Genomic DNA, 13,484 nt, shown 5'->3' on the forward strand with positions numbered 1-13,484 from the left:
CCTCACTGGTATTTTTTTATTGCAAGACACACACTTCCCTTTAGATAACACAAAACCAAAGATTGGAATCAAATAATAATACTTAATTTTACAACCACAAGATTCACAATATGAAGGTTCCAAAAGTATACGCTTCCAATCAAAACCAAGTTTATATCTAAAAACACAGAGTTGATAAAAACTGACCAAACAACTGCTTAACATAGCAGTAATTAGAGCAAACGAAATATAGAATATCATTACGCACCGGAGATTGAACTACTAAGCATGAATGTTGAACCAAATATAGCCAAAACAACACTGGCAAATATTAATAGCGAAACAATATTTAACACTCCCGATAAATCATCAATACTTTTTAGCGTTGATTCGTTAGATTTATTTGAAATTTCCGTCAACATTTCAACAAAGCCATTTAATGAACTGTAAATAGTAATAATAAATATATCTTCTCTGGAAAAAAAACCGGTATCGAGTGATTCTTTGTAAGACAACCCCATAGATAAGTTTTTATACATTAAATCATAATGATATTTCGTCCAACCTTTGGACATTTCTGCCTTCTTCTCTATTGCATCCGCAATTGGTACACCTGATTTAATCAGTATCGATATATCCATTAAAAACTGTGAAGATTGCAGCTTTTTATATGTTTTGTAAGGCTGGATCTTGTCCAAAACATTATTTCTGAAACTACCTGTCAACAATGACAATGACTTTGACACAGTGAAGAAAAAAACAACCAGACCTGCAAGCAAGAAAAGGAAACCTGGTTGCATAAACCATAAACCAATGCTGTACACGTTGTAGGATAGACCAGGCCATTTTTCTAACGGAATTACCGCTTCAAAGGCTGGAAAAACTTTAATACTATACATAATTAAAACTAGAGCACAGGCAGCAATTAATATGATAGGTACTGTTAATGCCTTGGTTAGCTTTGCAAATATTTGTTGTTTTACTTTAACAGAACTAATAACTGATTCGAAACCTTCAACTAAGTCCCCTGCAACCTCTGACGATGCCAAAATAGATTGCTCTTCATCTGGAATAACCCCTGAAAACGCACTAGATATCGATGAAGAATCTTGAAGACGCTCTGAAATATAATCCACCTTTTTGAGGAAAGATTTTTTATAAACACTCTTCCCTGCTTTGTTGATTAAGCCTAATGACTCGAATAATGGCAAACCATCTTTCATTAAGTCCGATAACATTCTGTAGAGTTGAACACGATCACTGGTTGCTAATTTTTTCATCCATTTCTCTCAACATGCTGTCTTCAATTTCTCCATAGAAATTAATAAACCATTGATAATCAACGATCCCTTGCATCACTAGTAGAAATATTTTTTCTTTCATTAGGTAACCTTGATTCAGGTTGCCCCTTTTATTGTGCTTATCACGCCAGCATTTATAAACCTTGGTTGGGTTTCCACTGGCGATCTCTTGCAAAATATTTAGATCAGGTACCAACATTTCAAACACAGGCCTTCGTCCAGATGCGCCTGTTTGATTACACCGTTCACACCCTTGTTCACTTTTTTGAAAAAGCTTATGACCCAAATCATTAATGCTATGCGGAACCTTGCAATACTCACAAAGTAAAGGAACAAGAGATTGGGTTATAATCCCTGCGATAAATCCAGGAGAGGCCAAGCGATCACGCTTCACTCCTAGACTTTCCAAACGTTGAATCGCCGTAGTTACAGACCCAGCATGAACAGTGGTTACAGCGTAGTGCCCACTTTCAATCGCACCAGTCAATGCGGTAGCGGTCTGATCATCACGAGTCTCACCAATCATTAATACATCAGGGTCGCGGCGCATCGCCGATTTTAAAGCTGGTAAAAAAGCATTAGCGCCATCTTTCAGTCTAACCACTGAACTCTGTATTGCACCTTGAATCTTATATTCAACCGGGTCTTCAACCGTAACGAAACAAGCATTTCCGCTGTACTTTTTCGAATACATCCACTCAAGTACATTTTTAATGGTCGTCGATTTTCCCGAGCCAGTCACACCAGTTATTAATAACAGACCATGTGGAGCCTGCATGATGGCTTGCAGATCCTTATCTTCATCAGGAGTTAACTGCAGGATTTCTAAAGGATTTTTATCACTATCAATAGCATCGAATACTTGTATCGTTTCAGCTTTGATTATCCTTAATACCGCATGATAACAACCACCAGACTTACCAAATATTGGCATATGAGCATATCTAAAACGATACGAGCCTGAAGGTAATTCCCTAAGTATGTTGGCATCTTGTGGAATATTACGATTCCATGTTGACTCTTTGGTTGTAGCAAGAATGTTGTAAGAAACAAACATCATCTCATCACAACTTTCAGCTGATATTGTTTTGACCTTATTGAGTAGCCCATTTACTCTCAAATGTATAATGGCAACTTGATCATTTCGTTCAAAATGAATATCACTTGCCCCAGCCACAACAGCACTTTCCAACAGAGAATCTATCGTATCAACAATATCCGTATTATGTTTTGAAGCTCTACCAGATTGAGAATCAATAGCAGTAAATACTTTGTAAAAATCCGTATTTGAGATAATTGCCACAGACTTAGCTTTGGGCAAATCACCAAAATCATTACTAAAACATTCTAATATCAAGTAGTCAGAAACCGCTTGTTTACCACCATTATCATCCACTAAATAATAGTCATTTTCATTGTTTAACCAACAAATCATTAGACCATTTCTTCCTGGGATAGAAACACTCTTAGTGACATCTATGTTATTAAATTCAGTTTTTATTATTTCATCCATAATAATCAATAACTGTACTTAAATTTTTTGCCATTGTAGTTAAACACTACATTACTATCATCAATATCTATGGTTGAATTTTTAAATTTATCGCCTTGTGCTAGATTGAATTTTCTACCATAAAAACTAAATACTGCCATTTTCTGGCTATTTTGTAGCGATGTCACAGACAATAACCTAATGCCATTCGAATTGAATGGGCCGTCAGCTGGGTCATATACTTTAGCTTTACCACTGCTGCGGTTTAATTGCTTATCAATCTGCTTTTTCACTTCGATATTACTTAGCAATTCCTCATTAAGTGATTTTTCTATCTTTTCTTTCTCAAGCTTCAGTTTTAATAAGTTAATATCATCCATTAGCTTTGCTGTTTGCAACACATCTTGTTGATAAAGATAATTTTTATCACTGTTAATATCGCTTTCATCAGCAGCGTAAGAGTTAAATGAAACCACTAATGTTAATATATAAAATAATTTATTTTTCATTCGTTCCCCCTGCAATAAACCGTTCCACTCGCGCTATAAATACTTTCTTTATCAGAAAAACTTTTTCGTATAGCTGACACACCAACATTATCTCGAGTTAAAATATAACGAGACAAATAACTAATTTTCATCCAATCAAAATCTTGTACATTCCAGTCAATTCCATATATATCTAAATAGCTAGAATTTCCTTTAGATAAATACTCTTTACTTTGAACTAAAGAACGTGGCTGCTGGAAATTGAAAGAGGCTTTACCTACTCCATTACCCAGTGAAAAACCACTAATATCTATAAACTTTCTCATATCGAATAACGAGTCATTACAACTAGGAAAATCGTAATATTCTTTGTCGTTTAACACTCGCTTCATTCCAGTTAAACGTATTTCTTGGAAAATCAACTGATCACCAGACATAATAGTTTTAATGTTTTCATATCCCAGAGCTATTTTAGGGATACCTACATAATTCTTATTGTCTGTGCTTAACTTAAACTCACAATTTCCAGCCTGACATTTGAATTCGACAGGTTTCCAACCAAGCAGGTTTAAATTAGAAAATTCATTTTCCACTCGCTTATAATCTGGTATGGAAAAGGATAATTTCTCCTCAACCATTTCAATTAACTTTAAGTAGCCTTGTTTCGCCGATTTTATATTTTCAAGTTCCTTTTTTTGTGCAGCTTCAATTCTATCTCTTTCTTCTTGTTTCTCTTTAAAAATATAAGCACCTAAGCCACACCCCATAACAATAGATAATGCAACTGTAGATAGAGCATAAATTTTAGTTTTGCTAAGTGAAATTTGCATAAATTACCACATATAAAAGTATGTTAATGATAACAAGCAAGATACAGTAAAAAATCCAAATAAAATTTTCAATGCAGTACTCAAACGAATAGATATTTCATTCTTATTAGTCATATTTAGGTCATGCTTAGTCAATTCGATGACTTCTGTACCACTAATGTTAAATATATCTTTCAAAGAATCAACAAAACTTTCACTGCATATTCTATCTGAAAATGGCAAAATAACTCCATCTTTATAGAAAACACTGTATCTCTTCTTTTCACCCAAAATTATATAATAATGACCATCATTTACAATGTGGTTATTATCTATAAGAAACTTGGATAGCGGAATATTCTGTGCTTCATCTTTTTTTTGCAATTTAGTATTGATACAAAAATTAATCTTTCCTGAATCATCAGACTCACCACCAGAGAATATAAGATTATATATATTTTTTCTCTTATCTAGAAATTCAAGCTTTTCAGGGTGGCTATATTGCCATATTGAATCCATTATGATTTTCATTTTTTCGTATCTACCCTGACAATCAAAGCAACAATGTTTTTTGAGTCTGAGTCATGCATAGATTTACCCACTAGCCCTGTAAAATCACCTCGATTTTGCTGTTCTTCTGTAAATATTGCGGCAACCATTTCTTTGCCTTCTTCTATAATTAGGTTGTTTATATTCTCGTTTCGTGAAATATCCGGCAACTGAACAGAGTCAGCATCATCACCAAATGAAGCTATTTTATTCAATCGTTTCCTTGAATACCCCATGGTGATATTAATTCTACCATCAGTGAGAACTTCAGGAACGATCATAAATGACATCCCTGTTTCTAGAGTATCTGTTGATACTGTTTGTGCGGCCTCATTGCCGTCATCGCCAGGTACTCGGGTAATACTGCTAACATAACCGACTTCGTTTACTGCATTAACAGGAACGGGTTTGCCATTTAAACTAACCGCAACACCTTCACTCACAATTTTAGCACCACTGCGAAGTAATTCGGCCGTTAACGATCCACCAATACCATGGTCTTTATCAATAGCATAACCAAATAACACTGAGCTTACATCGTTACCACCAAAACCATTACTTGCCGAGCCATTTATGCCAACCGTTGAATTTCCACCTTGAATATCAGCGCCTAAAACTTGCAATGTTTTTTGGTCAATTGTCACAATTTTATACGATATTTTAACCTCTGTAGAGGCTAGCTTATTGTAACTATTGACAAATTCCCTCACACTGTCTAGCTCATTTTTTGATCCCGTCGCGGACAGTTGAGAAAATTCCTGGAAAATAGAATATTTAAATGACTCACTACCGTCAGCGATAGAATCTAGGTAACTTTTTACCTCACTCCACAAATCGACTGTTCCTCCGATAGCAATTGAACCAGAAAAACCACTGCCGCCGCCACCAGCCACTTGCGAACCAAAAGCATACTGTGACTCATTTTTCAAATAACGAGAATTGTAAAGCTTATATATTTGAGTCTTACTACTTCTTTTTACGATTTTATTTTTATCGATATCAATAAAAACATCATAAGCATCCGTCAAATATTTAATGTAGTCTTCGACACTACCTTCAAATTTAATAGATCTTTTAATATTGCCATCGCTACCTTTATCAAAAAATGAGACATTCATTCTTTTTGCTAAATCACTAAGTAAAATATCAATACTAACTGGACTAAAATGTGTCGTTTTTATATGCAGCGACCAATAACCATCAGGGTAAGAGCTATTATTTTTTAGATCCATATAATTAGAATCAGACACCGTAAAAGACGAAAAATCCTCTTCCAACTTTAATTTATTAGATTCAATATCTTCCGCATCACGGTTAATTGATGATAAATCTGCACAGGCAGATGAAAGTATTACCATTATAATGGTAAAGCATTTAGTCATTTTCATTTGTTATAACCAATATTTTATTTCTATAAACCGTCGCTTTAATTTTTTTTCCATTATCACGAATATCACTCACAACCTTCTTTACAAGGAACATGGGGTCTTTTGCTTGATATTTCACCCGGTAGCTTGAAATAAAATCTTCTGTATCCCATTTCATTTTATAGTCATAATCATTTAAAAACTCAATCAATGTGTATTTAAAACTGGCTCCTTCTTCTATCACCAGCTCTATATTTTTATCTTCATTACTTGTTATTAATTGATTACCTTGCTCTACACTTAATTCGCTACTTGCAAAACCAGATGCAGGTAGAAAACCTATACTAATAATAGGTATTAACATTAATTTCATCATGTTCATTTTTTACTTCTTTTCTATTTCATAGGTTTACTGCTTCGCTTCACACCAACGTAATGCAACAATTTGTAATGACCTAGGATTTCTGCCTTCATCACCGTTAACGTCATTGGGTGATCCTATAATTCCCGTCACATCCCAATAATGACCTTTATCCGTCCATCGAAAAAGCATCCCAGAAACAATTTCTGCCCTAGAATTTTGGCTGGAAATACTGTTCTGTCCATAAGAGTTATCATTAACGTCAGGAAAAGCACCATAACCACTATTTGAATAAGAACTCCCAACAATAGATAAATGTGTCGCTAAACCATTTCCTGCAATGTTAGGGCAGACAGGCTTATTTATTTTAATCGGCTGACAATTATTACCATCACTATTACAACTTCTATCAAATGCTTTTACTACAACTTCAACGGGTGTACGGTAATATTTATCACTGCTTTCTTGATCCGACGTTTGATAGACTAAATTTCCATCAGTGCGCAGATACTTGACAGCATCTCCCCCGCCATCACTGACATCTGAAATCATGGCTGACTGACAAATATAGTCATCAGCAGGTGTGCCTGCGACTACGTTCCAACATAAAGCTCTATCGCTCTGAATAGCGACCATACCGTCACTTCTTAACGCTTGTGTGCCCTCTAAGTCAAAAACAATAGCTAAGCCCATATTGGTCCTTATGCCACCAGGCAAGATCGTATGATCTGCCTGCACTTCGTGCGCATCAACCCCGGTATCGTAATGATCAACAGTGGCTGCGTTAAAATTAGCAATACGAATCTTCGCGTAAGCACTATTGTCCATGTCATCAATTTGTGAAACCTGTTGGCTTGCCACTTCAGCTAAAGTATAAATGTCGTTAAGTCCTGATAGGCCTTCAAGTCCATCAATAAAAATCGTGACTGATGTTGGTTTCACACCACGAATATCACTTAGACCGGTGTGATTAATAGAGAAAAAAGAACGAGCTTCTCCATCAATTTTTATCCCTCTCACCTTATAGGAAGACCCCAAATTAAACTCATCTTCAAGCCCTAGTGTGCAATTTACTCGTTCATTTTTAACCGGATCAGAGCCTCCACAACCATGAATAGAACCATTTACACCATTAAAAAAGTTCGCAGTGTCTATAGAGCTAGCAGCACTAACACCGCTTGCGGGTAAATAAATATATCCAAAACCGCTTAGTGAGTTTTTTAAATTTTTAATAGTATTATTAATTTTAAAAGTTTCTATATCACTTGAATTTGTACTTCGTACTTCGACTAAAGGCTCAAACATAACCTGAGTCGTCAGCTGATATATTTTCGCTATTTTAGCAGCATTTAATGTCCGAGACTGTGCATCTACTTGACCACGTTGTAATTGAGCCATATAGAGCATGATGAACCCAACGATTGAAACAGCAATCAGCACTTCAAGTAACGCTATACCACGTTGTATTTTCACTAGCTTTTAACCCAAAATAAAGTTTTACCAGCGCTTTACCAACAGCGATAAAGCGCTATATTTAGTATTTAGTACGCACCATAGAAAATTGTATTGTCGCCATTGGTACATAGCGCACCATATCCTAATGGGTCATTTGTCTTTGAGTCAGTACCCTTTAATGATTTAAGTACCAACGGGAAATTAAGAGTTGCATCTAAGTCAGTAGGACCCGTAGCGTTTGCGGCTGCAACTTCAAGATAAGCTGCATCTTGCAATAAAGGACCAGTTGCAATCTTTCTGCACAATGTATCAGGTAATCCTTCGATTGTGATAACAAAGGCACTACCACTGGCCGCAGACGGCAATTTCTGTATTGCAGCATACCCATAATTACTATTCGACATTGGGTTCCTTGCTGACTCAGCCGCTACAGCCCCTGCGGCAACCAATGTGTCGAGCACATTAGTTACATTACTATACCCACCAGAACGACTGAAAGCTTTCTTTATTGAGATCGACAAATCAGCAACTGACTTATTAACTAAACTAGCATTTTGTTCTTCAAATGTACGAGACGCTAAAGTTGCAACCCCAGCAGAGATTATACCTAGAATACCGATGGCAATAAGGATTTCTAAGAGCGCTAAACCCCGTATCTTTTTATTACTGCTACGAGAGTTCCTTGTTTTTATACTTTTCATTTTAAAAACCTACTTTTTATCAAATGGATGTTAATGTTAATTGTTGGACTGGTTAATTATTTGTAGATGATACTATAAATTATTTACCAAGCATTAATCCTGATAAAAGATGATTTAATAATGAAAAATAATGAAACCAATACCAGCAGCATTATATAATGGCCTAAAATAAGGTAAATAATATTAAATCTGGATAATAAATGCATATTAAACAGACCATTACACCACTAATTATCGTTGACTAATTTCTAAACCTTAAACACACCCAATAATGATATATCACTCATTAGTTTAAAATAAATGACATTATTAGCAAATAGTACTGTGGCTACTTAAGTAGGGAAAACTCCAGCTAGCCATTAATTAATAGACGAAAAAAAGGCTGAACCTTAGTTCAACCCTTTTTATATATTGGTAATGACTCTTTATATTAGCAATAACCGTAATTCATTAAGCGCTGGTAGCGACGCTCTAACAGCGCTTCTTCATTTAGTGGTTGTAAATCAGCTAACTGTTTTAGCAGTGTGGCTTTCATATTCGCCGCCATTTGAATTGGATCGCGATGCGCGCCACCTAATGGTTCTTCAATGATCTCATCAATCAGCTCTAGCTCTTTTAAGCGCGGAGCAACTAAGCCCATCGCTTCCGCAGCTTGTGGTGCTTTATCTGAGTCACGCCATAAAATAGAAGCACAGCCTTCCGGCGAAATTACCGAATAGGTTGAATATTGCAACATGTTCACGTAGTCACCCACGCCGATAGCCAGTGCGCCACCAGACCCACCTTCACCAACTACATTACAAATAACCGGTACTGTTAAACCAGACATTACTTTTAAGTTTTTAGCGATGGCTTCTGATTGACCGCGCTCTTCAGCGCCCACACCAGGGTATGCACCAGCGGTATCAATGAAGGTGATGATCGGCATTTTAAAGCGTTCAGCCATTTGCATTAAACGCAGCGCTTTACGGTAACCTTCCGGTTTTGGCATGCCGAAGTTGCGTCTTACTTTTTCTTTGGTTTCACGCCCTTTTTGGTGACCAATGACCATAACCGGTTGGCCTTCTAAACGGGCAATACCACCAACAATAGCTTTATCGTCAGCAAAAGCGCGATCACCTGCCAGTTCATCAAATTCGGTGAAGACATGGTTGATATAATCTAAGGTGTATGGGCGTTGTGGATGACGAGCAAGTTGCGCCACTTGCCAGGCACCTAAATCACCGAAAATTTTCTTTTTCAGTTCTAAGCTTTTCTTTTCTAACAGTTCGATCTCTTTATCTAGATCAACGGACTTATCACCACCATGGCGAGATACGTCACGTAGCGCCTGAATTTTTGCTTCAAGTTCAGCGATTGGTTTTTCAAATTCTAGAAAATTTAGGCTCATCTACCGATCCTTTTTGACTCAGCGTTCAACTCAATGACGCTGAATTTAGTTAAATTCGAGTTCTACCTGGTCGTTCCCAAGTAGCTGTTTCAATTCGTCTAACAATGTATCACTTGGCGTAACACGCCATTGCGTACCGAGCGTTAGACGCGCTCTCGCCTCTAAGCGCTGATAGTATACATTGACAGGTATGGTCCCTGCTCGGTGAGGCTCTAAGATCTGACTAAAGCGCTCAAAAAACTGGTCATCTATTTGCGATTGTTCAATCGATACCGACAGACCACGGGCATATTTTTCACGCGCGCTGCCCAAGTCCATGACTTCGCGCGCCGACATTTTAAGGCCACCATTGAAGTCATCAAAGCTGACCTGTCCAGAAATCACTAAAATTTTATCTTTTTCTAGCAGTTCTGCATACCGTTCTAATGCATCGGAGAATAACATTACCTCCATTCGCCCTGAACGATCGTCTAACGTCATGATACCAATCCGCGTGCCGCGCTTGGTGGTCATCACTTTTGCGGCAATCACTAAACCCGCTAAGGTAACCGACTGATCGCGTCGAGTGGGAGTTGCATCTTTTAATCGACAACTGGTGTACTTAGCCAGTTCCTTAATATGGGCATTTATTGGGTGACCGGTCAAATAAAGGCCTAATGTATCACGCTCTCCCTCTAACCACACTTTCTCTGGCCATTTAGCGACTTGGGTGTATTTATGTTCCACTTCTTCTGGTGCATCGGTTAGCACACCAAACATATCCACCTGGCCAAATGCTTCAGCTTGGTGATATTGGCTAGCCGCTTTTACCGCGTCATTTAATGATGCCATCATTGCCGCACGGTGTGGGCCTAAACGGTCTAATGCACCAGCATAAATCAATTTTTCAATGACCCGTTTATTGACTTTTTTTAGGTCAATGCGGGCGCAAAAATCAAACAGGTCTTTAAAATAGCCCCCCGCATTACGTGCTTCTAAAATCGCTTCAATCGGCCCTTCGCCCACCCCTTTGATCGCACCAATACCGTAAACGATGGCACCGGTTTCATCGACATTAAAGCGGTACAAACCAGCATTTATGTCCGGAGGTAATACTTTTAGGTTCATACGGAAACATTCATCGACCAAGCCAACGACTTTCTCGGTGTTATCCATATCTGCCGTCATTACTGCGGCCATAAACTCGGCTGGATAATGGGTTTTCAACCACAGCGTTTGATAAGAGACTAAGGCATAAGCAGCAGAGTGCGATTTGTTAAAGCCATAACCGGCGAATTTTTCCACCAAGTCGAAGATTTTCATCGACAACTCACCATCAACACCGTTTTTTATCGACCCCTGCTCGAAAACCGCACGCTGTTTGGCCATTTCTTCGGGCTTTTTCTTACCCATCGCACGGCGCAGCATATCCGCACCGCCTAACGTATAACCAGCCAGTACCTGAGCGATTTGCATCACCTGTTCTTGATACAAGATAATGCCGTAAGTCGGGTCTAAAATTTCTTTAAGTGACTCGTGTTGCCACTTTTCGTCTGGGTATGAGATCGCTTCTCGGCCATGTTTACGGTCGATAAAGTTATCCACCATCCCTGATTGCAATGGCCCCGGACGAAATAGCGCCACTAATGCGATGATATCTTCAAAACAGTCTGGTTGCAGGCGTTTGATGAGGTCTTTCATGCCACGTGATTCCAACTGGAATACCGCGGTGGTTTCTGAATTTTGTAACACTCGAAAAGAGGCAGCATCAACCAAAGGGATCGATTCGATACGAACTGGCTCTTTGCCTTCTCGTTGCAAACGCGGGTTTATCAACCCCAATGCCCAATCGATGATGGTTAAGGTGCGCAGGCCCAAGAAGTCGAACTTCACCAGACCCGCGGTTTCAACGTCGTTTTTATCAAACTGCGTAACGGGGAAATGCCCTTCGGCATCAGCGTAAATTGGGGCAAAGTCGGTAATAGTGGTTGGAGAGATAACCACACCACCAGCATGCTTACCCGCATTACGCGTACAACCTTCTAAAATGCGGCACTTATCGATGAGTTCTTTGACTTCTTCATCGTTTTCATACAGCTCAGGTAGCGCAGGTTCAGCTTTGAACGCTTTTTCGAGCGTCATGCCAGGATCGGCGGGGATCAGTTTTGAAATGCGATCAACAAAGCCAAAGGGATGCCCTAGGACTCGGCCAACATCGCGAATAACGGCTTTAGCGGCCATAGTACCAAAGGTGATGATCTGTGATACTGCATCACGCCCATACATTTCAGCAACGTGATCAATTACTTGGTCACGTTTATCCATACAGAAATCGACGTCGAAATCGGGCATTGAAACACGTTCGGGGTTCAAGAAACGTTCGAAGAGTAGATCGTATTCCAATGGGTCTAAGTCTGTAATTTTTAGCGCATAAGCTACCAATGAACCAGCGCCTGAACCACGCCCTGGCCCAACAGGAATATCGTTATCTTTCGACCACTGGATGAATTCCATCACGATCAAGAAGTAACCGGGAAAGCCCATATTGTTGATCACTTCAAGTTCTATCAGCAGCCGATCATCGTATTCAGGACGACGTTGAGCACGAATTTCTGGATCGGGGAATAGAAATTCAAGGCGCTCTTCGAGGCCCTGTTTTGATTTCATCACCAAGTATTCGGTTTCTTCCATCCCTTCCGTTGGGAAGGCGGGCAGAAAATATTCCCCTAACCTAACCGTGACATTACAGCGTTTGGCTATTTCAACGCTGTTTTCCAAAGCTTCTGGAATATCAGCAAACAATTCGCACATTTCAGCTTCACTGCGTAAGCACTGCTGAGGGCTATAATTTTTGGGGCGACGAGGATCGACCATGGTGTAACCATCGTGGATAGCAACACGAATTTCATGGGCTTCGAAGAATTCTTCGGTTAGGAATACCACTTCGTTGGTCGCAACCACTGGCAACTGCTTGTTTTCGGCCAATTCAAGTGCAAAGTGCAAATAGGTTTCTTCGTCAGCTCGGTTGGTTCGAATAAGCTCAAGGTAAAAACGATCCGCAAAATGAGTTTGGTAAAACTCAACGCATTTATCGACTAATGCGTGATTGCCTTTAAGTAATGCTTTGCCAATTTCACCGTTTTTTGCCCCCGAGAGGATGATCAACCCTTCGGCGTATTTGATTAACCACGATTTATCAATCACGGGTTGGTGCTGGACGTGACCCCGTAAATAAGCCTCGGAGATAAGAAGGGTGAGGTTTTTGTAGCCGACATTGTTTGTCGCAAGCACTGTTAGCTTGGTCAACTCATCAGCAAACTCTTCCGATTGCATAATGAAATCGGCACCGATGATTGGCTTAACACCACAATTATGCGCCGTGCCGTAGAACTTTACCAAACCACATAAGTTAGTGAAATCGGTCAACGCCATCGCAGGCATGCCCATCTCGGCCACTTTTTTTACAAGCGGTGGCACTTTGGACAAGCCATCGATCATAGAGTAATCACTGTGGACACGAAGGTGGACAAACTTGGGTTCTGACATTCAACTTATCCTAGATGCTAGGTTTGGTTCGATATTTGGCGGTTATTCTACGCGAATCTGATTGCGG

At 39.0% G+C, this 13,484-nt stretch carries 11 protein-coding genes; all 11 read right to left on the minus strand.

Annotation, left to right across the window (positions count from 1 at the left end; all coding sequences use genetic code 11):
• Positions 1 to 239 precede the first annotated feature (239 nt).
• Positions 240 to 1,259, minus strand: coding sequence for a type II secretion system F family protein (locus EYW48_RS00275; RefSeq protein ID WP_176313770.1), 1,020 nt, complete (start codon positions 1,257 to 1,259; stop codon positions 240 to 242).
• A complete protein-coding gene (locus tag EYW48_RS00280) occupies positions 1,237 to 2,793 on the minus strand; it encodes an ATPase, T2SS/T4P/T4SS family (RefSeq protein WP_080996363.1) in 1,557 nt (518 codons plus the stop codon). Before EYW48_RS00280 ends, EYW48_RS00275 begins: the two co-directional genes overlap by 23 nt.
• A gap of 5 nt (positions 2,794 to 2,798) precedes the next feature.
• The gene (locus tag EYW48_RS00285; protein WP_053310940.1) at positions 2,799 to 3,281 is read right to left on the minus strand and encodes a hypothetical protein; all 483 of its coding nucleotides are present in this window, start codon (positions 3,279 to 3,281) and stop codon (positions 2,799 to 2,801) included.
• Positions 3,278 to 4,090: a hypothetical protein gene (locus tag EYW48_RS00290; RefSeq protein ID WP_277431734.1), complete on the minus strand. Its 813-nt coding sequence runs from the start codon at positions 4,088 to 4,090 to the stop codon at positions 3,278 to 3,280. The genes EYW48_RS00285 and EYW48_RS00290 overlap by 4 nt, the downstream gene beginning before the upstream one ends.
• 3 nt (positions 4,091 to 4,093) lie before the next feature.
• The gene (locus tag EYW48_RS00295; protein ID WP_176313767.1) at positions 4,094 to 4,588 is read right to left on the minus strand and encodes a hypothetical protein; all 495 of its coding nucleotides are present in this window, start codon (positions 4,586 to 4,588) and stop codon (positions 4,094 to 4,096) included.
• Positions 4,589 to 4,596: 8 nt separating this feature from the next.
• A complete protein-coding gene (locus EYW48_RS00300) occupies positions 4,597 to 6,006 on the minus strand; it encodes a hypothetical protein (protein WP_274681496.1) in 1,410 nt (469 codons plus the stop codon).
• Positions 5,993 to 6,367, minus strand: a complete 375-nt coding sequence (locus EYW48_RS00305) for a TcpQ domain-containing protein (RefSeq protein WP_277431735.1) — start codon at positions 6,365 to 6,367, stop codon at positions 5,993 to 5,995. The genes EYW48_RS00300 and EYW48_RS00305 overlap by 14 nt, the downstream gene beginning before the upstream one ends.
• Positions 6,368 to 6,394: 27 nt before the next feature.
• A complete protein-coding gene (locus EYW48_RS00310) occupies positions 6,395 to 7,819 on the minus strand; it encodes a hypothetical protein (RefSeq protein ID WP_277431736.1) in 1,425 nt (474 codons plus the stop codon).
• A gap of 68 nt (positions 7,820 to 7,887) precedes the next feature.
• Positions 7,888 to 8,502, minus strand: a complete 615-nt coding sequence (locus EYW48_RS00315; protein ID WP_277431737.1) for a prepilin-type N-terminal cleavage/methylation domain-containing protein — start codon at positions 8,500 to 8,502, stop codon at positions 7,888 to 7,890.
• 430 nt (positions 8,503 to 8,932) lie between these two features.
• On the minus strand, positions 8,933 to 9,892 hold the full coding sequence (accA, locus tag EYW48_RS00320) for an acetyl-CoA carboxylase carboxyl transferase subunit alpha (protein WP_053310933.1): 960 nt from the start codon (positions 9,890 to 9,892) through the stop codon (positions 8,933 to 8,935).
• A gap of 45 nt (positions 9,893 to 9,937) precedes the next feature.
• A complete protein-coding gene (dnaE, locus tag EYW48_RS00325; RefSeq protein WP_277431738.1) occupies positions 9,938 to 13,417 on the minus strand; it encodes a DNA polymerase III subunit alpha in 3,480 nt (1,159 codons plus the stop codon).
• Positions 13,418 to 13,484 lie beyond the last annotated feature (67 nt).

This window comes from Vibrio sp. 1180_3 (assembly GCF_029478545.1).
GTDB classification, from domain to species: Bacteria; Pseudomonadota; Gammaproteobacteria; order Enterobacterales; family Vibrionaceae; genus Vibrio; species Vibrio aestuarianus.